Source organism: Clostridium swellfunianum (assembly GCF_023656515.1).
In the GTDB taxonomy this organism is placed as follows: Bacteria; Bacillota; Clostridia; order Clostridiales; family Clostridiaceae; genus Clostridium_AT; species Clostridium_AT swellfunianum.
The window spans coordinates 4,153,245-4,178,035 of sequence record NZ_JAMOFV010000006.1 but is presented as its reverse complement, the minus strand read 5'-3'; the positions used below and the strand labels follow the sequence as shown (position 1 = coordinate 4,178,035).

Here is a 24,791-nt window from a genome sequence, read left to right as displayed (position 1 = left end):
AGAGGGGTTACTAATGGATAATTTAATGTTAAACAATAAGATTTATTTGGAGGGCCAGATAGGCTCTGACCTCCAATTTAGCCACGAGATGTACGGTGAAGGATTTTATACCTTTAATCTTGAAGTCCCAAGGTTAAGCGATGCTAAAGATATTTTAAGCGTGACAGTTTCAGAAAGACTTATAGGAGGAATGGAACTTAAGGCAGGAAGTGAAGTAATAGTAGAAGGACAATTAAGATCCTATAATAAGTTTGTAGATGGAGCAAACAGACTTATACTTTCGGTTTTTGCAAGGAATGTGGAGTTTTGTATAGAAAAGAGCAAAAATCCAAATCAAATATTCCTTGATGGTTATATATGCAAGCAGCCCGTTTACAGGACAACTCCTTTTGGAAGAGAAATTGCTGACATGCTGTTGGCAGTTAACCGTTCCTATAATAAATCTGACTACATACCAACAATAGCTTGGGGAAGAAATTCTAGATTCTGCCAGGGACTTCAAGTTGGTGATAATATCAGGGTATGGGGAAGATTGCAAAGCAGAGAATACGAAAAGAAAGTATCTGAAACTGAAACTATTAAGAAAATAGCCTATGAAGTTTCAATCTCAAAGATGGAAAAGGTAGGTAAGGATTCTCCATCATTAGAGGATGCTAATGCAGAAAGCATCTTAGAAGAGTTAGAAGATTAATAATTGAAAAACTCAGCAGTGCGAGTAAATGCACTGCTGAGTTTTTATTTTCTAAGATCATCAAGTATTTCAGTTTTTCCTTTTGTTTTTTCGTCTACTGTTTTTACTATTTTAGCAGGAGTTCCAGCTACTACAACTCCAGCAGGAACATCTTCTGTAACTACTGAACCTGCAGCAACTACTGAGCCTTTTCCTATCTTAACACCTTCAAGTATTACAGCATTTGCTCCAATAAGTACATCATCCTCAACTATGCAAGGTTCTTTGCTTGGTGGTTCAAGAACGCCTGCAACTACTGCTCCAGCACCTAAGTGAACTCTTTTCCCTATCTTGCCTCTAGCACCTACAACTGCATTCATATCAATCATGGTACCTTCACCAATTTCAGCTCCTATATTTATTACAGCACCCATCATTATTACTGCATTTTTTCCAATGGATACTTTATCTCTTATAATAGCGCCAGGTTCTATTCTAGCTTCTATATCTAAAATATCCATTAGTGGTATAGCTGAATTTCTCCTATCATTTTCAAGTTTGAACTTTTCTATTTTTCCTTTGTTGTTTAATATAAAGTTTGTAACTTCATTGCTTTCTCCAAATAGTATGTAAAATCCTTCGCTGCCATAAACATCTATGCTGCCGAAGTTACTGCCTTTAAGATTACCTGATACATAGGCTTTTACAGGAGTAGTCTTTTTTGCTTCCTTTATGTAGCGTGCAATTTCATAAGGATCTGTTAAATTGTATTCCATATTATAGCCTCCTCTTATACTGTATAAATTTAATAAAAACATTTTATATTAAATGGAGTAGTAATGCAATAGAAGAAAATCTTTATAATATTAGAAATAAAGTATATAATGTTTAATAATTGGATACAAAAGAAGGTGGCATATAATATGAAGGATATGTTTTCGCTAAATGTACAAAGTATAGAAATATCTGGGATTAGAAAATTTTTCAATAAAGTAGCAGAAGTGCCTGAGGCCCTTTCATTAACACTAGGGCAACCGGATTTTAATGTGCCCGAAAAAATAAAAGCTTCCATGATAAAGGCCATTGATGAAAATAAAACAGGATACACGTCAAATGCAGGGATAATAGAATTAAGACAACAAATAGCTTCTTATTTAAAAGGCTTCGATATAAATTATGAAGCAGAGGAGATATGCACAACCATAGGAGGCAGCGAGGCTTTATTATCTGTATTTATGTCTATTATAAACCAAGGAGATAAAGTGCTTATACCTTCTCCTGCCTATCCTGCTTATGAAAGCTGCGTAAAGCTTGTTGGCGGAGAAGTAGTTAACTATCAACTAAATGAAGATTTCACTATAAATTTTGAAGAAGTTAAAGCTGTTATCCAAAGGGAAAGACCAAAGGTGTTAGTCGTATCTTATCCAAGTAATCCAACAGGAGCTTTTCTTTCAAAGGAAGACAGGGATAAGCTTTACGAATTTCTTAAATATGAAGAAATTATAGTAGTAAGTGATGAGATATATAGTGCATTATGTTATGAAATTAATTACTACTCGATTTGCCAGTTTAAGGATATAAAACATAAGGTAATCTTAGTAAGTGGCTTTTCAAAAATGTTTTCTATGACTGGATTAAGACTGGGTTATGTTTGCGCTCCTAGTAATTTCATGCATCAAATAATGAAAGTTCATCAATACAACGTGTCTTGTGCTCCATCAATTGTGCAATGGGGAGCTTACGAGGGTCTGAAATCATGTTTGGGTGATGTAGAGGAAATGAAAGAAGAGTTTAAAAAAAGAAGAGATTACTTGTATGACAGACTTACAGCTATGGGAATGGATGTTGTACTACCCAAAGGTGCTTTTTATATGTTTCCTTCGATAAAGAAATATGGGTTAACCAGCGAAGAATTTTGTGAAAGACTTCTTAGAGAAGGTTATGTTGCTGTAGTGCCAGGGTCAGCATTTGGAGTTGGAGGAGAAGGATATATTAGAATATCTTATTCCTACAGCATGGAAAGCCTAGAAGAGGGAATGAATAGACTTGAGAAGTGGTTAAAGGAAAGTTTCTAACATTAATAAAATAGGGACACACCGTAAAGGTGATGTCCCTATTGAAATTTATATAGCGTTTTCTAAAACATTATCCATGGAGTAAAGCCCAGCAGATTTTCCAGCCATATACTCACAGGCTTTCAAGGCACCTGCAGCAAAAACATCTCTTGATACTGCATAGTGATTTATTTCTATAGACTCTCCCTGTCCGGCAAAGATTACTTCATGATCTCCAACTATGCTTCCGCCTCTTACTGCATGAATGCCGATATCTTTATGGCTTCTTTTTCCTATGCCTTCTCTTCCATACACGAAATTTGTTTCTTCTGGAATTGCATTCTTTATTGTGTTAGCAAGAAGAAGGGCAGTTCCACTAGGAGAATCAACCTTTTGATTATGATGCTTTTCAATTATTTCAATGTCATAATTACTATATAAGAGGGAGCTTACCTTCTTTAATATATTATTTACTATATTTACTCCTAAGGACATATTTGCAGAACGGAATACAGGAATAGTTTTACTGTATTCATTAATTTTTTCAATCTGTTCATTAGTATAACCAGTTGTACATAATACAACCGGAATATTATTTTGCTTGGAATAATCAAGCAAATTATCTAGGGAATCAGGCCTGGAGAAATCAAGAACAACATCAATCTTCTCGGTGCAGGCAAGAATATTTTCATATACTGGATAATCAGAAGACTTGCCAAATTTGTCAACTCCAGCGGCTATTTTTAAATTAGGATAGCTTTTAGAAAGAGTTGATATAGTAGCTCCCATCTTTCCACAGCAGCCATTTAATAAAATATTTACCATATAATTCATCCTTTCACTGCAAGTTTTATTCTGAAAGCTTTAAGCCATAGTTAATAAGTTCTTTTTTTAGAACCTCTAAATTCCCATCGCTCATTTCGCAAAGTGGAAGCCTTAGGTTTCCAACTTTCATGCCTAAAAGATTCAATGAAGTTTTTACAGGAATAGGATTCGTTTCAATAAACACAGCATCATTTAAAGCTAAACAGTTTAGTTGAAGTGCAAGTGCCTCTTCATGCTTTCCATCTAAGAATAGATGGCACATATCGTGCATATCCTTTGGAATAATATTTGCAAGCACAGATATTACTCCAAGTCCACCTAACGCCATAATAGGTATTATTTGATCATCATTTCCTGAATATATATCTATTCTATCACCGCATATAGCTTTAATCTTTGTTATCTGGCTAATATTACCACTAGCTTCTTTTACAGCAACAATATTTTTATATTTAGTAAGAGTAAGAAGTGTCTTAGGCTCAAGATTCATGCCCGTTCTTGAAGGCACATTATACAGTATTATTGGAATATCAACACTTTCTGCTATAGCTTTAAAATGCTCCACAAGTCCTTTTTGTGTAGTCTTATTGTAGTAAGGAGTTATAACAAGAAGCCCATCTACGCCTATGCTTTCAGCCCACTTGCTCATGCTGATGGAAGCAGCTGTGTTGTTTGAACCTGTTCCTGCAATGACTGGTATTCTCTTGTTGACAGTAGCAACGGTAAATTTTATTGTCTCTTTTCTTTCAGCCTCTGTCATAGTAGAAGCTTCACCTGTTGTTCCGCATACTATTATGGCATCAGTAGATTGGGATATATGCCACTCAAGAAGCTCTCTCAATTTTACAAAATCCACTCCGCTTTCGTTAAAGGGAGTAACAATAGCAACTCCAGAACCTTTAAAAATACTCATTTCATAGCCTCCTCTTATTATATTGACTAAATTGTTTTACTTTTATTTATTTGCATTCATTTATGATATATTCTGCAATTTGTACTGCATTTGATGCTGCACCCTTTCTTATGTTATCTGCAACTACCCATAAGTTTAGTCCATTATCAGTGCTGAAGTCTCTTCTGATTCTGCCAACAAAGACTTCGTCTTTTCCAGCAGCGTCTATAGGCATAGGATATTGAAGGTTAGCTACATCATCCTTTAAAACAATTCCTTTAAAGTTTTTATAAAGCTGAAAAATATCTTCAAGGCTGAATTCTCTCTTAAGTTCAACATTTATGCTTTCGCTATGACCATAATAAACAGGTACTCGGACAGTTGTAGCTGTTACCTTCAAAGAATCATCATGCAGTATTTTTCTTGTTTCAAGAATCATTTTCATTTCCTCTTTTGTATATCCATTTTCGGTAAATACATCTATATGAGGAAGAATATTATTAGCAATGGGGTAAGTGAATTTTTTTGGAGCAGCGCCTTTTAAACCTTCTTCCAAATCAGAATAACCTTTCATTCCAGCACCAGATACAGCTTGATAAGTGGAATAAATTATTCTCTTAACCCCGTATTTATCATGTAGAGGCTTTAAAGCAACCACTGCTTGAATTGTAGAACAATTTGGATTTGCGATAATCCCCTTGTTCCATTTTATATCCTCAGGATTTACTTCAGGTACTACTAGCGGAACCTCAGGATTCATTCTCCAAGCGCTACTGTTATCTATAACAACTGCGTTATACTTTGCAAATACTGGAGCATATTCTAAACTTATATCCCCGCCAGCTGAAAATAAAGCAAAGTGTATTGTTTTATTTTTAATATTGTCTTCTATTAGTTCTTCAACCTCAAATTCCTTACCGCTGAATAAAATCTTGGAACCAGCTGATCTTTTAGAAGCAAATAAATATAAATTTTCTACGGGGAAGTTCCTTTCCTCTAGCACTTCAATGAACTTTCTTCCAACCATACCAGTGGCGCCAACTATTGCTACATTGTAGTTCATAATAAAACCTCCTAAAAAATACTATAATACATTATATAATTTATGATAGAAAAATTATATACTTTTATCCACTAAATTCAAAATTAAATAGGTAACAACTTTAGGATTACCAATTATACAATAAAAAAATGGAATATTATTTTTGTTTGTAAATACTAATGTAATAGGAGGGTTTAATAGTTAATTTATGAACTAGTCTACTATAGATTTTATATAGTTTATCTAATAAGATAGTGTTAATACTTAATAAACGCTTAAGGCAAAAGTAAAATATTTTATTCATATTTTTCAAAAAAACCGCAAAAAAGAATAAAATCAGTCAAATGACAGAAAATTAGAATATAATATTTGGAGCACACTGGGTATTAAGATACTAAAGCGGTACGTTGACAAGCTATAAAATCTATGCTACTATGGTAAAAATGAAAAAAACGACACGTCATAATTCAATATTACAACAATTTTGTATATATAGATTATGGACAAGAATTGATGAAAATCATTTGTGTTCACAAAAGCCAACCATTTAAAATATTCCGTAAAAATATAAAATTTAATATTTTCAGTAAATTACAGAAGGAATTTAGAATTTTTGGTTGAATATATATATACAGACTAACTTAGCCAGTAATAAGTAGAAATACTTATTATATATATAAATAAAAAGGGGGAATTTTAGTGAAAAGCAAAAAAATACTTGCAACTGTAATGGCTGCTGCAGTAGTTGCTACAACTTTTATAGGTTGTAAAAGCGAAACACCAGCACCGGGAAACAATCCAGCGGCTCCAGCTGGACAAGATAAGGAGCAATACTTAAATGTTGTTCTAGCTGCTGAACCAAAGACTCTTGATGCATCTAAGGCAACAGACTTATACTCTTCTCAAATCCTTCAAGAAGTTATGGAAGGACTTACAAGAGTTGAACAAGAAAATGGAAAGGATGTTGTTAAGCCAGCGGGAGCAGAAAAATGGGATGTTTCAGCAGACGGTTTAACTTGGACCTTCAAGTTAAGAGATTTTAATTGGAGTGATGGTCAAAAGGTTACTGCTCAGCAATTTGAGTATGGTATAAAGAGGACACTTGCTCCAGATACAGCATCACAGTATTCATTCTTGCTATTCCCAATCAAGGGTGCTGCAGAGTACAATGGCAAGAAGGGTTCAGCTGATCAAGTAGGAGTTAAGGCAACTGACGAAAAGACATTAGTATTCACACTTGCTGCTCCAACACCTTATTTCTTAGATTTGACTTACTTTAAGGTATTCCAACCACAAAGAGAAGACTTAATTAAGAAGTATGGAGACAAGTTCGGAACAGAAGCTGAAACTATGGTATATAATGGACCATTCGTATTAAAAGAATGGGTTCACGGAAGTAAGGTTGAACTTGCTAAGAATGATAAGTATTGGGATAAAGACAAAGTTAAGTTAAACACAGTTACAATGAAGGTTATAACTGATGTTAACGCAAGAATGCAGGAACTTCTAAGTGGTGGACTAGACTCAGCTGCAGTTAACAAGCCAGAGTGGATAAAGCAATTTGATGCAACTGGCAAGTTTGACGTTATTAAGGGTAATGACCCATCTGCAAGTTATTTCTACTTCAACCAACAAAAGAAGCCATTTAATAATATAAAGGTTAGAAAAGCATTCTCACTAGCAGTTACTAGAGAAGATATAGTTCAAACCCTTTATAAAGGCTTAGCTGATCCAGCTTATGGATGGTCACCTCCATCACTTCAAATAGCTGGTGAAGATTTCAGAAAGAAGGCTGCTTATGAGCCTATAACTGACTTAAAGAAGGAAACTCCAGATCCTAAGGCGCTTCTTGCTGAAGGCTTAAAGGAATTAGGAATGGATCCAGATCCATCCAAGTTAACAGTTACATTCTTATCTTCAGGAACAGATGCAACTTCTAAGGAATTTGCTGAGTATTTCCAACAAATGTTTAATAAAAATCTTGGCATCAACGTAAAGGTTGAAGCTATGGAATGGGCAGTATTCTCAAAGAGAACTGACGATGGAGATTATGAAATAGCTAGTGCTGGTTGGACAGGTGACTACAATGACCCAATGACAATGTTTGATATGTGGGTAACTGGAGCTAACATCGTTCCAACATTCTGGTCAAATAAGAAGTATGACGATCTTATAAAGAAGGCTGGTTCAACAGCTGATCAAAATGTAAGATTCCAAGCATTCAAAGATGCAGAAAAGATACTTCTTTATGATGATGCTGTTATAGCACCATATGTTTACAGACAAAGAAATACCTATAGATATAAGTATGTTAAGAATGTAATGGTTCCATTATTTGGTTCAGGTTCAGAACTTAAGTATGCTTATACTCAAGGAAGACCATAAGATAAATATAAAAATGGCTTAGGTTGCACCAGAGACAGTTGTCTCTGGCGCAGCTGTCTTTATATATTGATGGAGGGATGACGATGCTAAAGTTTGTATTAAAGAGGTTTGGCTATATGTTGGTAACTCTATGGATAGTAATCACCATAACTTTTATGTTGATGCATGCTATGCCTGGAGACCCAATGTCCAGTTTAGCTAGGAAACTGCCGCCACAAACTCAAGAAAACTTCAGAATAAAATATGGGCTAGAAAAGAGTGTTCCAGAGCAATATGCTATGTATTTGAAAAATATAGTGACAGAGGCTAACTTTGGAGAATCACTATTATACCCTGGAAGAACTGTTATGGGGATTGTAGAAAAACATTCACCTATTTCTGCTAGAATTGGTATACAAGCAATATTTATAGGTTTTACAATTGGTGTTATACTAGGTATAACAGCTGCTTTTAAAAGAAATACTTGGGCTGATTATACTATTATGTTCTTTGCGTTACTTGGCGTATCCATACCAAGCTTCGTATTTGCAGCACTGCTCCAGTATGTATTTGGAGTAAAATTTGGAATTTTGCCTATCACGGGGTGGGCGAAGGGCGCAGCACAGTTTAAGTACACAATACTGCCTTCGATAGCGATGAGTATGGGCTCTATAGCAGTGTACGCTAGATATATGAGAGCTAATACATTAGATGTTATTGGACAAGACTATATTTTAACTGCTAAATCAAAGGGTGTTTCAAAAGTTGCCCTTGTTTGGAAGCACATAATAAGAAATGCTATACTTCCTGCAATTACAATATTAGGACCACAAATTGGCAATATATTTGTAGGATCATTTATTATAGAAAGTATATTTGCTATACCTGGACTTGGAAATAAATTTGTTGAAAGTATTACAGGTAATGACTATACAATGATAATGGGTTTAACGATAATGTTTTCAATGATCTACATTGTTGCACTAACTTTAGTTGACTTAATTTACGGATTAGTTGACCCAAGAATCAGAGTATCTGGAGCAAAGAAATAGGAGGGGAAGTTATGGCAGAATTATCTAGAGAAAAATTTCAGATTATTGGTTGCGATAATGCCAATGCCGAAGAAATATTAAGGCCAAACATGACCTATTGGCAAGACGCCTGGAGAAGATTAAAGCAAAATAAAGTTGCTATAACTTCTTTAATTGTGTTAAGCATTATAGCTTTAATGACTGTTTTTGGACCATTTATGGTTCCATATAAGCATTTTGAGAATAACACTAAAATAGTAAACCAACTTCCAAGTGTAGCTCACTGGTTTGGTACTGACAATCTTGGTAGAGATATGTTTGCCAGACTTTGGGTTGGCGGTAGAGTTTCTGTTTTAATTGCTATTCTTGGAGCTATAGTTGACACAGTTGTAGGTGTTACCTATGGTGGTGTAGCTGGCTATTTCGGAGGCCTTGTTGATGATATAATGATGAGAATAGTAGAAATACTAGTAAGTATTCCATATTTAATTGTGGTTATACTTTTATCCTTGATATTAGGTAAGGGAATAGCTTCGTTGATTATAGCTATGACTATTACTGGTTGGGTAGGTATGGCTAGAATGATAAGAGGACAGATTCTTCAGATAAAAGAGCAGGAATATGTTCTTGCTGCTCATGCACTTGGTGCAAATCCATCAAGAATTATAATAAGACACTTACTTCCAAATACAATCGGTATTATGATTGTTAATATAACTCTTGACGTTCCAAGTTTTATATTTGGTGAGGCGTTCTTAAGTTATATAGGACTTGGAATTCAGTCCCCAAATACAAGCTTGGGTGCATTAGCATCAGCTGCTCAACAAAACTTGTTCTTCTATCCATATCAGTTATTCTTCCCGGCAGCTCTAATTAGTATGATTATGTTGTCATTTAATTTGCTAGGTGATGGATTAAGAGATGCTCTCGATCCTAAGCTACGTCAATAGGGAGGGATAAAAATGGAAAAAGTTTTAGAAGTAAAAGATCTAAGAGTTTCATATCACACTTATGCTGGTGAGGTACAATCTGTTAGAGGGATTTCATTTCATTTAAATAAAGGTGAAACTTTAGCGATAGTTGGAGAATCAGGCTGTGGAAAAACTGTTACAGCTAAATCCTTAATGAGACTTATACAGACTCCTCCTGGAGAAATAAAAGAAGGTTCACAGATTCTATTTGAAGGTAAAAATATTGCAACAATGAGTGAAAAGGAATTAAGGGAATATAGAGGATCAGAAATTAGTATGATTTTCCAAGACCCAATGACATCTCTTAATCCTACAATGAAGATTGGTAATCAAATAGCAGAAAGCTTGGTTATTCATAGAGGTATGAGCAAGCATGAAGCATTTAAAGAAGCTGTAAAAATGCTTCAACTAGTTAATATTCCAAACGCTGAAAAAAGAGCAAATCAGTATCCTCATGAATTCTCAGGCGGTATGCGACAAAGAGCTATGATAGCTATAGCCCTAGCTTGCAACCCTAAGATTCTTATTGCTGACGAGCCAACAACAGCATTGGACGTTACAATACAAGCACAGATTATGGAGCTTATTGCTGATCTACAAGACAAGCTAGGTACAGCTGTTGTTCTTATAACTCACGATTTAGGTGTGGTTGCTGACGTTGCTCATAGAATTCAAGTTATGTACGCAGGAAAAGTTATAGAAAGAGGAACTACAGAAGAAATTTTCTATAATCCTCAGCACCCATATACTTGGGCATTATTACGTTCTGTTCCAAGACTTGAAACTGGTCATAAGGATCAGCTGTATTCAATAAAAGGAACGCCTCCTGATCTTTTAAAGCCGCCAGTTGGCTGTCCATTTGCTGCAAGATGCGAATATGCTATGCCGATTTGTAAAGAGGCTATGCCAGAGGCTACTAAACTTAGTGATACCCACGAAGTTCAATGTTGGCTGAAGCATCCACTGGCACCAAAGGTTGAATCACCATTAGGCATAGGAGGTGCTAAATAATGTCTGCAAAAAACTTAATCGAAGTAAAAAACCTTAAGAAGTATTTTAAGGTTGGGAAAAATGCAACATTAAAAGCAGTAGATGATGTTAGCTTCGTAATAAGAAAGGGTGAAACTTTAGGATTAGTTGGTGAGTCAGGTTGTGGAAAGACAACTTGTGGAAGAACTGTTATGGGACTTTACTCAGCAACAGGTGGTGAAGTTTTATTCGATGGAGTAAATATACAGGGATTAAGCGGTAAAGAAAAGAAAGATTTTGCTAGAAAAGCACAAATAATCTTCCAAGACCCTTATGCATCCTTAAATCCAAGAATGACAGTAGGGGATATAATTGGAGAAGGTATTGATATACACAATCTCTATACAGGACAAGAGAGAACAGAAAGAATTTATAAGTTGCTTGAGCTTGTTGGATTAAATAAAGAGCACGCTTCAAGATTCCCACATGAATTCTCAGGTGGACAAAGACAAAGAATAGGTATAGCAAGAGCTCTTGCAATCGAGCCAGAGTTTATAGTTTGCGACGAACCTATATCTGCTCTTGACGTATCCATACAAGCACAGATAGTAAACCTACTAATTAAGCTTCAAAAAGAGTTAGGTCTTACTTATCTATTTATTGCCCATGACCTTTCAATGGTTAAGCACATCTCTGACAGAGTTGGAGTTATGTACTTGGGCACAATGGTTGAGCTAGCAAGCAGCCACGATTTGTATTCTAAGCCTTTACATCCATATACTCAGGCGCTTCTTTCAGCTATTCCTATTCCAGACCCTGAAACGGAGAAGAATAGACAAAGAATAATGCTTGAAGGAGAAGTACCAAGCCCAATCAATCCTAAGCCAGGATGTAGATTTGCGGCTAGATGCAGGTATGCTAAGCCTGTCTGCAGCGAGGTATCACCAGAGCTTAAGGAAGTAGAAAAAGATCATTTTGTGGCTTGTCATCTCTTTTAGATGGCGGGAGATTATCTCCCCCATCTTTTTTTATTTTCAAACTCCAGAAGTTTTTTTGAATAAATGAACTCCTCAAGGTTAAACTAATACGTATGAAAGCAGTTAGTTAATGGAGGGGAGCACAATGGGAAAAACACCGCTTAAGAAGGTCATTAAAGCAAAAATAAAATCAAATAGAGAACTTACTGAGATTGAAAAAGTAAGAGAAAAAATAAAGTATGAGATTGCAGCTGAATTAGGACTTTCTGATAAAGTGGATAAATTAGGATGGAGCGGTCTTACTGCAGAGGAGACAGGAAGAATTGGCGGAATAATGACTAGAAGAAAAAAGGAACTTAACTTGCCTAAAAATAAAGAAATAATTATGAATAATGGATATGTTAACTTTGATTATGAGGATAAATAAATATATTGACTTAAACTTTTAAAATATATAATATTAGTTTGGATGTAAAAACAGCAAGGAGAGGAAGGATTAGAAAATGGATCAATATAAGGACTTTGCTGCTATTTATGATAAACTAATAAACAGGGATATAGATTATAATGTATGGGCGGATAAAATAGTAAACTTGTGCAGCGGTCAAAATATAGAAATGAGAGATTATCTCGATTTAGCTTGTGGAACAGGAAATATGACAGAAATACTTGCAAAGCATTTTAGAACTACTTGGGCAGTGGATATGTCTAGTCAAATGTTGACTGAAGCTGAAACAAAACTTAGAGCTTCAAATATAAAAGCTAAATTTGTGTGCCAGGATATTTCTGGCTTAAAGCTTAATAACAAGTTTGATTTAATTACTTGTTGCTTGGATTCTACGAATTATATTTTGGACAATGAAGACCTGAAAAATTATTTCGAAAATGTCTACAATCATCTAAAAGATAATGGATTGTTTGTATTTGATATAAATACTTATTATAAGCTTACTGCTATTTTAGGCAATAATACATTTACTTATGACAATGAAGACGTAGTGTATATATGGGATAACTTTTTGGAAGAGGATGTGGTTCAAATGAATCTTACCTTTTTTGTTAAAGAAGGGAGCGTATATAGGCGTTTTGATGAGGAACATTGTGAAAGAGCATATAAAGAAGAGTTTTTAGATAGGATACTACATAAGATAGGGTTTAAAATTGTTTGTAAGCTAGATAATTATGTGAACTTATCCATACTTGAGGATTCGGAAAGAATAGCCTATGTACTACGAAAAAATTAATTTTTTAAAGCGAGGTAAACTATGGGAGACAAACTAGTTAGAGCTACTGCTCAAAATGGAAGTATAAGAATATTTGGGGCGATAACTACAGATATGGTTGACAAAGCAGTAAAGATTCATGATTGTGCTGCTACGGCTGCAGCTGCACTTGGCAGAATGCTAACTGCAGGAAGTCTTATGGGTGCAATGATGAAGTCGGATAGAGAAACACTGACTCTTCAAATATCAGGGGGAGGAGAGGCACAAGGAGTTGTTGTTACTGCATATCCAAATGGAAAAGTGAAAGGGTATATAGGAAATCCTTCTGTGGATTTGCCTGCTAATAGTAATGGCAAGCTTGATGTTGGAGGAGCTATTGGAACAAATGGTAATTTACTTGTTATAAGAGATATGGGATTAAAAGAGCCGTATGTAGGTCAGGTGCCGATATATACTGGCGAAATAGGTGATGATTTAGCTTACTATTTTACAAGTTCTGAGCAGACTCCTTCTGCCGTTGGCTTAGGGGTACTTGTAGGTAAGGATTTAAGCATAAGCGCTGCTGGAGGGTTTATTATACAGATGATGCCTGGAGCAAGTGAACTGGTTGCGGATTTAATTACTTACAGACTTCAAGAAATACCATCTATTACTGATATGATTATGAAATGCATGAGTATTGAAGAAATATTGGAATATATATTTGAAGATATGGACTTAAATATATTGGATAGTTTAATGCCTAGCTTTGAGTGCGACTGCTCAAGAGAGAGAGTTGAAAAAGCCTTAATAAGCATAGGAAGAAAAGATTTAGAAGAAATATATTCTGAAGGCAAAGATGAGGAAATAAAATGCCATTTCTGTAACAGTTCATATGTTTTTAAAAATAAAGAAATTGGTGAATTATTAAGAAACATATAAATCCAATTTAAGTGGATAAATTGTGTAAAAAAGTTATTGACAATTAATTTGTAACATTATATAATCATAATTGTCTTAAGAAACTTTGTGGGCGCATAGCTCAGCTGGGAGAGCATCTGCCTTACAAGCAGAGGGTCACAGGTTCGATCCCTGTTGTGCCCACCACAAAGTGGCCCAGTGGCTCAGTTGGTTAGAGTGCCGGCCTGTCACGCCGGAGGTCGAGGGTTCGAGCCCCTTCTGGGTCGCCATTTTTTCAAAAATCATTAGAAATGAGTAGCTCAAGGAAACTGTGAGCGAGGAAGCAGAGTTTACTTAGGTAAATGAGCGCCGCAGCGAGTAAGTTGACGCAGAGATGTGAAATTTATAAGGATTTTTCAAGGCTAGATAGCTCAGTCGGTAGAGCAGAGGACTGAAAATCCTCGTGTCCCTGGTTCGATTCCTGGTCTAGCCACCATAACATGCGGAAATGACTCAACGGTAGAGTGTCACCTTGCCAAGGTGAAGGTTGCGGGTTCGAATCCCGTTTTCCGCTCCATATGGCGCTATAGCCAAGTGGTAAGGCAGAGGTCTGCAAAACCTCTATTCCCCAGTTCAAATCTGGGTGGCGCCTCCAATAGAAAAACCTGCATTTATATGCAGGTTTTTAATTTATATATTTTTTAAAAAAATAGGTTTAGAATAGAATATGTATTTTAAAGATAGTTAGACTATGATTAAATTTATATCGTAAATATGCTTCCTCTGTCAATAAGTTTGCCTTCTCTTAAAAATAAGGGATTAACTTTATGTTTTATAAGAAAATTCATAACCTCTTTTCCATAGGCATAGTGTTTTAAGTCTCCATAAAAAGCTAACAAGCCCTCTTCTAAAAGTCCGCAGCATCCTCCTATAAAACCATAATTAAGACCAGGCAGAAGGATATCTCCTGGAGGCAGCAAAAGTACATCTAAGTCTTCTTCTTGTGCGCATGCCGCAATGCCTTTATCGCTTGTTATTAAAGCAGAATTACTGATTATAGCAGTTGAGCATTTTGTATAGCCTTGTTTAACGTTTTTAATATTTTTATTTTGAGTTTGTTTGAGAAGTTCGATGTCAGTATATTTTAGAGTATGTATAAATAAACTATCTAAGTTAACAGCATTTAATATTATGTTATCAGGATATTTATTTTGTAGAGAGAGGTTTGTAAAATTTACTGTTATACCTAATTCTAAAAGCTTGCTTGTAAAATTTAAATCCATATCCTTATGGACAATAACAGTTTTACAATCAATAATATGTAAAAGCATGTCGGGATGACCACATACAGCTTCGTACAATATATCACTTGGCGGGACAGGTAAGACTTTATACCCTAGCTGTTCTAGATTTTTCTTTTCAATATTATCAATTCTATAATCAACTAATACAGTTTTCATTGTGAAACTCTCCTAAAATTTATAGTTTTATCATACAGACTATTTGCATCAAAATCAACACTCTGTGGATTTTAAAGAAAAGCCTACATTAATTTTAAGTCCAATTTTACTTATTTGTCGATAATTGCTTTTTTTACTCTGCATATACATTCTCTTTAGACACATACTAGACTAAGAAGGGAGTGTGAGATATGCTGCTTTTAACTGTTGTATATGATAACAGCAAGGAAGACATAATAGAGCAATTCAATGAAATGAAAAAGTATTTTCACGACAGGAACATAATAGTAGGCTTTTCAGAAAGTATTGACAATAACACGCACTTCTTAAAGATATTTTGTGATGACAATGCTTTAAATGAGAGACTTATTAATATATTCAATTTGTATATGGCAAATATATTGTATAATGTAGTTGTTGACGAATTTTATAAAAAAGATATGCAAAGTTTCCTTACGGATACTTATTTTTTTCTCAAATATGACGAAATAAAGGATATTAAAGAGTTGAGTGTTGAGGCTCTCAAGAGCGAAGGAGAAATACTTAACGAGTATATGGTTTATTTTAGGAATAGAAAAAATTCCATGACGCAAAAAATAATTGAGTGCCTGGAAGACAACAAGGAAATAAATATTAAAGGTTTTATAACATTTAGAATGAAGGAACTAAAGGAAGACCTTGAAAGCATTATAGATAAAGTAGTGGAAAGTTACATGGTTGACAAGGAATACAATGAGTTTATTAAACTCTTAAAATATTTTGTTGAAATTCAAGACAGCAAAATCGAAAAAGTGAACATAATTATTAAGGCAGATGGTACTTATGTAGTACAGGATGGAACTGGAAAAGACATAATGGAGGTTTTATTCAGTGAATTGTCTGAAGCCAAATATAGTGGGACAGTTAATATGGATGACCTGCTTATTAGTGGACTTATAACAAGCGCGCCAAGCACGCTAGCTATTCATGGAGAGGAGAATTGTATCAACAAGGAAATAATAGAAACAATAAAAAAGGTATTTGGAGATAGGGTAGTGTTCTGCAGAAGCTGTGATATGTGTGAAAAGGTTAAAGCTGGAGTAAAAATATAATAGAATAAAAAATAAAATGTTGACAAATTGAAAAATAAATTGTAAAATGTTCTATGTTAAGAAGAAACAGCCGTTTCTCACCTTGCAGCTTTGCTGGCATGGTTACTATGAGTCAATTATTTTATTAGACTATTAGAGGACGGCATATGCCGTCCTTTTTTATATTATAAATTATTCAAAAACCTTTTAAACTTTTAGGAGGTGAAAATTATTAGCAAGGATTTTCTTTTGAATGAGGAAATAAGGGAAAAAGAAGTTAGAGTTATCGGAAGCGATAATGAACAGCTAGGCATACTTCCAACAAAGGAAGCTTTAAGATTAGCAGAGGAGAAGGAACTAGATTTAGTTCTTATAGCCCCTACAGCCAATCCACCTGTCTGTAAAGTAATGGATTATGGTAAATTCTTATATGAGCAGGCAAAGAAGGATAAGGAAGCTAAGAAAAAGCAGAAAATTGTTGATATAAAGGAAGTAAGGTTAAGCCCAACTATTGAAGAGCATGACATTAACATTAAGGCTAATAATGCTAGAAGATTTTTATCTGATGGCGATAAGGTTAAGGTTACTGTAAGGTTCAGGGGTAGGGAAGCTGACTATTCCCATATTGGTTTTGAAATATTGAAATCTTTCTTTGATAAATTAGAGGAAATTTCAGTAATTGAAAAATCGGCTAAACTTGAAGGAAAAAATATGATAATGATACTTGCTCCCAAAAGAGCATCATAACCGAGAGGAGGAACTTTATTATGCCAAAAATGAAGACACATAGAGGTGCAGCTAAGAGATTTAAGAAGACAGGATCAGGTAAGCTTAAGAGAGCTAAGGCGTTCAAAAGCCACATACTTACTAAGAAGAGCTCAAAGAGAAAGAGAAATCTTAGAAAGACTGGTTATGTAGCAGTAGCCCAAGAAAAAGCAATGAAGAAGTTATTACCATATCTATAATATAAAGGTCGAAGAAGGAGGTATTTTAAATGGCAAGAGTTAAAAGAGCAATGAACGCTCGTAAATATCATAAAAAAGTGTTAAAGCTAGCGAAGGGCTATTATGGTGGAAAAAGCAAGTTATTTAAAACTGCTAATGAAACTGTTATAAGAGCATTAAGAAATGCTTATGTTGGAAGAAAGCTTAAGAAGAGAGACTTCAGAAGTCTTTGGATAGCTAGAATAAATGCAGCTACAAGAATGAATGGCTTATCCTATTCAAGATTTATGAATGGAATAAAGCTAGCTGGAATTAACATAAACAGAAAAATGCTTTCAGAGATTGCTATAAATGATCCAAAGGCATTTGCTGATTTAGTTGAAGTAGCTAAGAAGAATTTAAACGCTTAGTAAATAGAAAAATGCAGTTTTATGCTGCATTTTTATTTTTTAACAAAGCTTGTAAATATTGTGTATACAGAGTATAATATGTGTTAAGTTATTTACTTAACAATAATATTAATAATTAATTTTTAGCCGGATATTTCGATTCCTTACTCATTGGGAATTCAATATTCGGCTTCAGATGTTTTGGAGGGGATTAAAAAACAAGTAAATAGAAATAATACATATAAATATATTTATTATAAATTATATTAGAGGTGCTTTTATGCAGATTAATATTTATAAAGGTATTAAAATAAGGCCAGTTCAAATATTAGTTTTAGGCTTCGCATTAATTATTTTGATTGGAGGTCTCATATTAACTCTTCCAATAGCGTCCAGTTCGGGAACAAGAACTCCTTTTATAGATGCACTGTTCACTGCAACAACCTCTGTATGTGTTACAGGATTGGTAACTGTGGATACAGGAACTCATTGGAGCTATTTTGGGAAAACAGTTATAATGATACTAATACAGGTTGGCGGTCTAGGTTTTATGGCCTTTGCTACACTTATTTCCCTAATTATCGGGAAGAAGATAACTCTTCAAGAGAGACTTGTTATGGCCGAGGCAATGAATACTTTTTCACTGCAGGGATTAGTTAAATTAGCAAGATATATTCTATTATTTACGTTTTGCGTTGAAGGAATAGGCGCGCTGCTTTTATCTATGGTTTTTGTGCCTGAACGCGGTCTGTGGACAGGAATATATTACAGTATATTTCATTCAGTATCAGCTTTCTGCAATGCAGGTATAGATTTGATAGGTCAATTTAGAAGTATTACTCCATATGCTGAAAATCCTATTATTGTTTTAACTATCGGTGCTTTAATAGTAGCTGGTGGTTTAGGCTTTACAGTTTGGTATGAAATATTTGATTATAGAAAGAAAAGGAAATTCTCATTGCATGCTAAGCTCGTTTTAACTGTTACAGCTATCTTAATTGTAGGCGGAGCAATTTTAATGTTTATTTTTGAAGTCAATAATCCAGCAACAATGCAGCCTATGAGTACGAAAGGCAAGCTGCTATCTAGCTTATTTGCATCAATAACTCCTAGAACTGCAGGGTACAATTCGATATCTACCTCTGATATGTCTCCAGCCGGGAGATTTTTAACAATAATACTAATGTTTATCGGTGGTTCTCCAGGTTCAACTGCTGGAGGAATTAAGACAACTACTGCAGGTCTTTTAGTTATGACTGTAATATCTGTTATTAGAGGAAGAGAAGATACTGAGATATATGAAAGAAGGATATGCAAGGATATTATATATAAAGCACTTACAATATCAGTTATAGGATTGACATTAGTAGTTGTTGTTAGTATGATTTTGTCAATAACAGAAGTTGGAGCTTCTTTAGAATATATAATTTATGAGGTGACTTCTGCTTTTGGTACAGTAGGGTTAACTTTAGGTTTAACAACCAAGCTTACTACCTTTGGTAAAGCTTTAATAATTTTAACTATGTTCTCTGGAAGGGTAGGTCCGCTAACAATAGCATTATCATTAGCAAGGAATCACAGCGGCAATACTATAAAATATCCTGAAGACAAGGTACTAGTTGGGTAAGGTTTGTTCTCTAAAAAGTTAAGTTATATAAGGAGTGCATTTTAATGAGAAAAAAACAATTTGTAGTTATAGGACTTGGAAGTTTTGGTTCATCTGTAGCTAAAACTTTATATACTCTTGGAAACGAGGTATTGGCAGTTGACTCTGACGAAGCTATAGTTAGAGAAATTGCTGATAATGTGACACATGCTGCTCAGGTAGATACTTCAGATGAAAAAAGCCTTAGAGATTTAGGCATGAGCAATTTTGATGTTGCAGTTATTGGTATTGGCTCGGACGTTCAAGCGAGTATTATGGCAACTTTAATAGTAAAAGAACTTGGAGTTAAATATATAATATCAAAAGCACATGACGAAAAGCATGCTAAACTTTTATATAAGATAGGTGCAGACAGGGTTGTATTTGTAGAAAGAGATATGGGGGTAAGAGTAGCACATAATATATTTGCTTCAAATATATTAGACTATATAGAATTATCGCCAGATTACAACATAGCTGAGATTGTAAGTCCAGATGAATGGTATGGAAAGACATTAAGAGATATTGACGTGCGTGCAAATTATGGACTAAGCGTTATTGCGATTAAAAGGGATCATGACGTAAATATAGCTCCATTAGCTGATGATATAATAAGACCAAATGACACTATAATAGCAATCGGAGCAACTAAGGAGCTTAGTAAATTTGAAAATATTTTTGGAAGATAAGGTGAAGCATCTTGGAAATAATTCAAAGTAAGGATAATAATCTTATCAAAGAAACCAAAAAGCTAAAGGAAAAGAGATATAGAACTGAGAGGAAACAGTTTTTAGTTGAAGGATTTAGATTTGTGGAAGAAGCCTTAAAATCTAGTTTTAAAATTCCATACCTATTCTTAAGTGAAGACGCTATGGATAGATGGCAAAGCTTTAATCTTGAGGGAAAACTTCAAGATTCAACGAAGGTTTATATAGTATCTGAGAGTATTTTTAGGCTTCTTTCAAGTACAGAAACACCTCAGGGTATTATAGCTGTAGTATGCCAGGATAAAGCTGCGCTTGAGGACAAAGATGGATTTTATATTCTTGCAGATAAGCTTCAGGATCCAGGTAATATGGGAACTATTATTAGAAGTGCTCATGCAGCAGGAGCAGCTGGAGTTATCGTTACTAAAGGTACGGTAGATGTGTACAATGAAAAAACCCTAAGATCTACTATGGGATCAATATTTAATATTCCAATAATAGAAGATGTGGATTTAAAAATCACCGATTGCTTAAAAACAAAAGGTTTTAAGCTTATAGTAAGTTCCCTTGAAGATTCTAAAAATTTTTATGATACTGATTTAAATCAAAATATTATAATTGCAGTTGGCAACGAAGGCAGCGGTATTAGCCAAGAGATTTATAAGCTTGCTGATATAAAAGTTAAAATTCCTATGCCGGGGAATGCGGAATCCCTAAATGCAGGTGCTGCTGCCTCCATAATGTTGTTCGAAATAGTAAGACAAAAGTTGACAATAGCGAATTAGTAAACTATAATATTATAAAATACATATAAACTGTGATGAAGAGAGTAGATATTAAAGTTCTTCCAGGGAGAAGGGGTCGCAGACTGAAAGCCCTTTTAAGCTTCTTTTATATTGAAGTTCGCTTCGGAGTTCTGACAGTGAAATGCAGTAGCTGTTGGTGGGTAAAACCATTAAATTTATCTAAGAGGACATTTTGTGTCAATTAGGGTGGTACCGCGGAATAACTCCGTCCCTTTTATGGGGCGGAGTTTTTATTTTTTGCAATATATAATATATTTTGAAAGGAAGGAAGCATAGATGAAAGAAAAGTTAGAAGCTATAAAAGTAAGTGCATTAGGTGAACTGAAGGAAGCTGTAAGCAAAACTGAACTTGAGAATATTAGAGTTAAGTTTCTTGGAAAAAAAGGAGAACTTACACAAATTCTTAGAGCTATGGGCTCCGTATCTCCAGAAGAAAGACCAATCATGGGCAAGATTGTAAATGAAGTTAAGGAAGCTTTAGAAAAAGCTATTGAGGAAGCTGCTGGTGTAATTAAAAATAAGGAAAAAGAATTGAAGCTTAAAAGAGAGGTTATTGATATATCAATGCCTGGAAAGATGAAATTACTAGGAAAGAGACATCCACTTTCATTAACACTTGAAAGTATTCAAGACATATTCCTATCAATGGGCTTTTCAATAGTAGAAGGACCAGAAGTAGAGCTTGATTATTATAACTTTGAAGCTCTAAATATTCCTAAGAATCATCCTGCAAGAGGTGAACAGGATACTTTCTATATAAATGACAATATAGTTTTAAGAACACAAACTTCACCTCTTCAAATAAGAACTATGGAGAAACAGCAGCCGCCTATAAAGGTTATTGCACCAGGGAAAGTTTATCGTTCCGATGCAGTTGATGCCTCTCACTCACCAATATTCTATCAAATGGAAGGGCTTGTAGTAGATAAGGGCATAACCTTTGCAGACCTGAAGGGAACTCTTGATTTGTTTGCAAGAAAGATGTTTGGAGAGGACGTTAAAACCAAATTTAGACCGCATCACTTCCCATTCACAGAGCCTTCTGCAGAAATGGATGCTACTTGTTTTTTATGTGAAGGTGAAGGCTGCAAGCTTTGTAAGGGCAGCGGCTGGATAGAAATATTAGGCTGTGGAATGGTTCACCCACAGGTTCTAAGAAACTGCGGAATAGATCCAGACGTGTACAGCGGCTTTGCATTTGGGTTTGGAATAGATAGAATGGTTATGCTTAAATACGGAATTGAAGATATAAGGCTTCTATATGAGAGCGATGTTAGATTTTTAAAGCAGTTCTAGTGTAAATTGGATTATTAACTTTACATGTGAAAGGGGAAACTTAATATGAAAGTACCAGTAAAATGGCTTAAAGATTATGTAAATATAGATATATCACCAAAGGAATTAGCAGATAGATTAACACTTTCAGGCTCCAAGGTTGAAGAAGTTATTACCTCTGGAGATGAAATACAAAATGTTGTTACAGGAAAAATACTTAAGATTGATCGGCATCCAGATGCTGAAAAGCTAGTTGTTTGTCAGCTTGATATAAATACTGGTGAGGACCTTCAGATAGTAACAGGTGCTGACAACATGAAGGAAGGGGATATAGTTCCTGTAGCACTTCACGGATCTTCTCTTCCAAACGGCTTAAAGATAAAGAAAGGTAAGCTTAGAGGAATAGTTTCAAATGGTATGATGTGCTCTGAAGAGGAGCTTGGAATAGCTGGCGAAGAGCAGGTTCACGGACTTATGATACTTCCTAATGATACACCAATAGGAAAGGATATAAAGGAAGTTTTAGGTCTTGACAATTCAGTTATTGACTTTGAAATAACTTCAAATAGACCTGACTGCTTCAGCGTTGTTGGGATAGCAAGAGAAACAGCTGCTACCTTAGGGGTAAGCTATAAATTGCCTAATACAAGCTACAATTCAGAAAACAAAGACAACATAGCTAACAGCTTGAAGGTAGAAATAAAAGATACAAAGCTTTGCAGAAGATATATGGCAAGAGGAGTTAAAAATATAAAAATAGAGTCTTCACCAGCGTGGATGCAGGAAAGACTTATGCAGGCGGGAGTTAGACCTATAAATAATATAGTTGATATAACTAACTTTGTTATGATAGAGCTAGGACAGCCAATGCATGCTTTTGATAGAAGGGAAATTTCAACTAGCACAATAGTTGTTGAAAGAGCTAAATCAGGAGAAAAATTCACTACTTTAGATGGTGTGGAAAGAACTCTAAATGGTGAGGTATTAAATATTAAGAACGGAGATACAACCATAGGTCTTGCTGGAATAATGGGTGGGCTAGATTCCGAAGTTAAAGAAGATACAAAAGAAATTGTTTTTGAATCTGCTAATTTTGATGGAACAAATATCAGAGTTTCCTCAAAAGCGCTAGGACTTAGAACAGAAGCTTCTTCGAAGTTTGAGAAAGATTTGGATTCAAATCTTGTACAACTGGCTATGGATAGAGCCTGCAGCTTGATTTGTGAATTAGGCGCTGGCGAGGTTATGGAAGGAACGATTGATATTTACCCAGAACCTGTTCAGGCAAAGAGTTTGGTAGTTAGTGCAAATTGGATGAACAGATTTTTAGGAACTGATATACCTGCTGAAAAGATGAAGGAATATTTAGATAGACTTGAACTTTTGACAATAATAAATGATGATATCCTGGAAATAAATGTCCCAACCTTTAGAAGTGATGTAAATATCAAAGAAGATGTAGCAGAAGAGGTTGCAAGAATATTTGGATATAACAATATTCCTACAACCGTTATGACCAGTCCTTCACTAAATGGGGGGAAAAATAAAAAGCAAAAGCTTGAGGATAAAATAATTGAAACTCTAATTGGCTGCGGATTAAATCAGGCAATTAGTTACTCTTTTGTTAGTCCTAAGGTGTTTGATAAAATTCTTTTACCTGAGACATCAAATTTGAGGAAAGCAGTAGAAATAAAAAATCCTCTAGGAGAAGACTTTAGCATAATGAGAACTACATCAATACCATCCATGATGGAATCTCTTGCTAGAAACTATTCAAGAAGCAATCCAGAGGCTGCATTATTTGAAATAGGAAAAGTTTATATTCCAAATGATAATTCTGCTAAGCTTCCAGAAGAAAAGAATATTTTAACGATAGGAATGTATGGTAAGGTTGATTATTATAATCTTAAGGGAATAATAGAAAATATTTTAGATACCTTGGGAGTATTCGGTGCAGGATTCCAAAGAGAAACTGAAAATCCAACCTTCCATCCAGGCAAAACTGCTATTGTAGGCACCAGGAAGGATTATATAGGTATACTTGGAGAGCTACATCCTGATGTAAATGATAACTATGGAATAGATGAAAGTTGTTATCTTGCTGTTATAGATTTAGATGTTTTAATAAGGCTTTCAAATATGGATAAAAAGTATAAGCCTCTTCCAAAGTATCCTGCTGTAACGAGAGATATGGCCATCCTTGTTGATGATAGCATACTTGTACAGCAGATTGAGGATATAATTAGAAAACAGGGTTCCAATATGCTCGAAGGCATAGCACTATTTGATGTATATAAGGGAAGTCAAGTACCTGAAGGTAAAAAGAGTGTTGCTTATTCCTTGACTTACAGGCTTGAAAACAAAACCTTAACAGATGCAGAAGTAAATAAAGTGCATGACAAGATACTGCGCTCACTAGAGCACCAGCTTGGTGCACAATTAAGGTAATTTTAATGAACTTCCAGAGTTTTTAATGAAATTCTGGAAGTTTTTTCATAATTTAGTGTTTTTATATGCAAAAAAACATAAAATTATATTTTCTACTCCAGATAAATATGTTAAAATATAGATAAATTCAATGAGAATCATAGGAAGAGT

At 34.8% G+C, this 24,791-nt stretch carries 24 protein-coding genes, 5 tRNA genes and 2 other annotated features; of the genes, 24 read left to right on the top strand and 5 right to left on the bottom strand.

Annotation, left to right across the window (positions count from 1 at the left end; genetic code table 11):
* The first annotated feature begins 13 nt into the window (after nt 1–13).
* Nucleotides 14–691, top strand: a complete 678-nt coding sequence (locus NBE98_RS19870) for a single-stranded DNA-binding protein (protein ID WP_250816748.1) — start codon at nt 14–16, stop codon at nt 689–691.
* 44 nt (nt 692–735) lie between these two features.
* Here the strand turns inward: NBE98_RS19870 and dapD are convergent, their stop codons facing one another.
* Nucleotides 736–1,446, bottom strand: coding sequence for a 2,3,4,5-tetrahydropyridine-2,6-dicarboxylate N-acetyltransferase (gene dapD, locus NBE98_RS19865; protein WP_250816747.1), 711 nt, complete (start codon nt 1,444–1,446; stop codon nt 736–738).
* A 147-nt stretch (nt 1,447–1,593) separates the two neighbouring features.
* Between dapD and NBE98_RS19860 the strand changes: the two genes are divergently transcribed.
* Complete coding sequence (locus tag NBE98_RS19860) at nt 1,594–2,745, top strand: pyridoxal phosphate-dependent aminotransferase (RefSeq protein WP_250816746.1); 1,152 nt, start codon at nt 1,594–1,596, stop codon at nt 2,743–2,745.
* Between the two features lie 48 nt (nt 2,746–2,793).
* On the opposite strand, the gene dapB is transcribed toward NBE98_RS19860, so the two are convergent.
* Genes dapB through NBE98_RS19845 form a run of 3 tightly spaced genes read right to left on the bottom strand, consistent with a single transcriptional unit; the run spans nt 2,794 to nt 5,504 of the window.
* Complete coding sequence (gene dapB, locus NBE98_RS19855) at nt 2,794–3,549, bottom strand: 4-hydroxy-tetrahydrodipicolinate reductase (protein WP_250816745.1); 756 nt, start codon at nt 3,547–3,549, stop codon at nt 2,794–2,796.
* 25 nt (nt 3,550–3,574) lie between these two features.
* On the bottom strand, nt 3,575–4,462 hold the full coding sequence (gene dapA / locus NBE98_RS19850) for a 4-hydroxy-tetrahydrodipicolinate synthase (protein ID WP_250816744.1): 888 nt from the start codon (nt 4,460–4,462) through the stop codon (nt 3,575–3,577).
* 46 nt (nt 4,463–4,508) lie between these two features.
* A complete protein-coding gene (locus NBE98_RS19845; RefSeq protein WP_250816743.1) occupies nt 4,509–5,504 on the bottom strand; it encodes an aspartate-semialdehyde dehydrogenase in 996 nt (331 codons plus the stop codon).
* A gap of 678 nt (nt 5,505–6,182) precedes the next feature.
* Here NBE98_RS19845 and NBE98_RS19840 point away from each other — a divergent pair.
* The 13 genes from NBE98_RS19840 (at nt 6,183) to NBE98_RS19780 (ending at nt 14,552) form a co-directional block, all read left to right on the top strand.
* The gene (locus NBE98_RS19840; protein WP_250816742.1) at nt 6,183–7,868 is read left to right on the top strand and encodes a peptide ABC transporter substrate-binding protein; all 1,686 of its coding nucleotides are present in this window, start codon (nt 6,183–6,185) and stop codon (nt 7,866–7,868) included.
* Between the two features lie 83 nt (nt 7,869–7,951).
* Nucleotides 7,952–8,899, top strand: a complete 948-nt coding sequence (locus tag NBE98_RS19835; protein ID WP_250816741.1) for an ABC transporter permease — start codon at nt 7,952–7,954, stop codon at nt 8,897–8,899.
* An 11-nt stretch (nt 8,900–8,910) separates the two neighbouring features.
* Complete coding sequence (locus tag NBE98_RS19830) at nt 8,911–9,828, top strand: ABC transporter permease (protein ID WP_250816740.1); 918 nt, start codon at nt 8,911–8,913, stop codon at nt 9,826–9,828.
* A gap of 12 nt (nt 9,829–9,840) precedes the next feature.
* On the top strand, nt 9,841–10,860 hold the full coding sequence (locus NBE98_RS19825; RefSeq protein ID WP_250816739.1) for an ABC transporter ATP-binding protein: 1,020 nt from the start codon (nt 9,841–9,843) through the stop codon (nt 10,858–10,860).
* On the top strand, nt 10,860–11,816 hold the full coding sequence (locus tag NBE98_RS19820) for an ABC transporter ATP-binding protein (RefSeq protein WP_250816738.1): 957 nt from the start codon (nt 10,860–10,862) through the stop codon (nt 11,814–11,816). The genes NBE98_RS19825 and NBE98_RS19820 overlap by 1 nt, the downstream gene beginning before the upstream one ends.
* Nucleotides 11,817–11,940: 124 nt before the next feature.
* A complete protein-coding gene (locus NBE98_RS19815) occupies nt 11,941–12,222 on the top strand; it encodes an alpha/beta-type small acid-soluble spore protein (RefSeq protein ID WP_250816737.1) in 282 nt (93 codons plus the stop codon).
* Between the two features lie 76 nt (nt 12,223–12,298).
* Nucleotides 12,299–13,039 (top strand): class I SAM-dependent DNA methyltransferase, encoded by a 741-nt coding sequence (locus NBE98_RS19810; protein ID WP_250816736.1) that lies wholly within the window; start codon nt 12,299–12,301, stop codon nt 13,037–13,039.
* Nucleotides 13,040–13,060: 21 nt separating this feature from the next.
* Entirely contained in the window at nt 13,061–13,939 is an 879-nt protein-coding gene (gene hslO / locus NBE98_RS19805) for an Hsp33 family molecular chaperone HslO (RefSeq protein ID WP_250816735.1), read from the top strand.
* Nucleotides 13,940–14,028: 89 nt separating this feature from the next.
* Nucleotides 14,029–14,104, top strand: a tRNA-Val gene (locus tag NBE98_RS19800).
* Between the two features lie 6 nt (nt 14,105–14,110).
* Nucleotides 14,111–14,187 (top strand) — tRNA-Asp (locus tag NBE98_RS19795).
* A 130-nt stretch (nt 14,188–14,317) separates the two neighbouring features.
* Nucleotides 14,318–14,393 (top strand) — tRNA-Phe (locus NBE98_RS19790).
* Between the two features lie 6 nt (nt 14,394–14,399).
* Nucleotides 14,400–14,474, top strand: a tRNA-Gly gene (locus NBE98_RS19785).
* A 3-nt stretch (nt 14,475–14,477) separates the two neighbouring features.
* A tRNA-Cys gene (locus tag NBE98_RS19780) sits at nt 14,478–14,552 on the top strand.
* Nucleotides 14,553–14,658: 106 nt separating this feature from the next.
* Here NBE98_RS19780 and NBE98_RS19775 read toward each other — a convergent pair.
* Complete coding sequence (locus NBE98_RS19775) at nt 14,659–15,357, bottom strand: DUF6873 family GME fold protein (protein ID WP_250816734.1); 699 nt, start codon at nt 15,355–15,357, stop codon at nt 14,659–14,661.
* A 191-nt stretch (nt 15,358–15,548) separates the two neighbouring features.
* On the opposite strand from NBE98_RS19775, the gene ytxC reads away from it, so the two are divergent.
* From ytxC to pheT, 9 genes are all read left to right on the top strand, one after another.
* Nucleotides 15,549–16,448, top strand: coding sequence for a putative sporulation protein YtxC (gene ytxC / locus NBE98_RS19770; RefSeq protein WP_250816733.1), 900 nt, complete (start codon nt 15,549–15,551; stop codon nt 16,446–16,448).
* A gap of 52 nt (nt 16,449–16,500) precedes the next feature.
* Nucleotides 16,501–16,615, top strand: a sequence feature (ribosomal protein L20 leader region).
* Between the two features lie 61 nt (nt 16,616–16,676).
* The gene (gene infC, locus NBE98_RS19765; RefSeq protein ID WP_284703666.1) at nt 16,677–17,174 is read left to right on the top strand and encodes a translation initiation factor IF-3; all 498 of its coding nucleotides are present in this window, start codon (nt 16,677–16,679) and stop codon (nt 17,172–17,174) included.
* A gap of 20 nt (nt 17,175–17,194) precedes the next feature.
* Complete coding sequence (gene rpmI / locus NBE98_RS19760; protein ID WP_250816731.1) at nt 17,195–17,392, top strand: 50S ribosomal protein L35; 198 nt, start codon at nt 17,195–17,197, stop codon at nt 17,390–17,392.
* Between the two features lie 29 nt (nt 17,393–17,421).
* Complete coding sequence (gene rplT / locus NBE98_RS19755; protein ID WP_250816730.1) at nt 17,422–17,781, top strand: 50S ribosomal protein L20; 360 nt, start codon at nt 17,422–17,424, stop codon at nt 17,779–17,781.
* Nucleotides 17,782–18,040: 259 nt separating this feature from the next.
* Complete coding sequence (locus NBE98_RS19750) at nt 18,041–19,387, top strand: TrkH family potassium uptake protein (protein ID WP_250816729.1); 1,347 nt, start codon at nt 18,041–18,043, stop codon at nt 19,385–19,387.
* Between the two features lie 44 nt (nt 19,388–19,431).
* Complete coding sequence (locus tag NBE98_RS19745) at nt 19,432–20,094, top strand: potassium channel family protein (RefSeq protein WP_250816728.1); 663 nt, start codon at nt 19,432–19,434, stop codon at nt 20,092–20,094.
* 11 nt (nt 20,095–20,105) lie between these two features.
* Complete coding sequence (locus NBE98_RS19740; protein ID WP_250816727.1) at nt 20,106–20,897, top strand: TrmH family RNA methyltransferase; 792 nt, start codon at nt 20,106–20,108, stop codon at nt 20,895–20,897.
* Between the two features lie 23 nt (nt 20,898–20,920).
* Nucleotides 20,921–21,134: a binding site (T-box leader), on the top strand.
* A 60-nt stretch (nt 21,135–21,194) separates the two neighbouring features.
* Nucleotides 21,195–22,214: a phenylalanine--tRNA ligase subunit alpha gene (gene pheS / locus NBE98_RS19735; RefSeq protein WP_250816726.1), complete on the top strand. Its 1,020-nt coding sequence runs from the start codon at nt 21,195–21,197 to the stop codon at nt 22,212–22,214.
* 45 nt (nt 22,215–22,259) lie between these two features.
* The gene (pheT, locus tag NBE98_RS19730; RefSeq protein WP_250816725.1) at nt 22,260–24,641 is read left to right on the top strand and encodes a phenylalanine--tRNA ligase subunit beta; all 2,382 of its coding nucleotides are present in this window, start codon (nt 22,260–22,262) and stop codon (nt 24,639–24,641) included.
* The last annotated feature ends 150 nt before the right edge of the window (nt 24,642–24,791 follow it).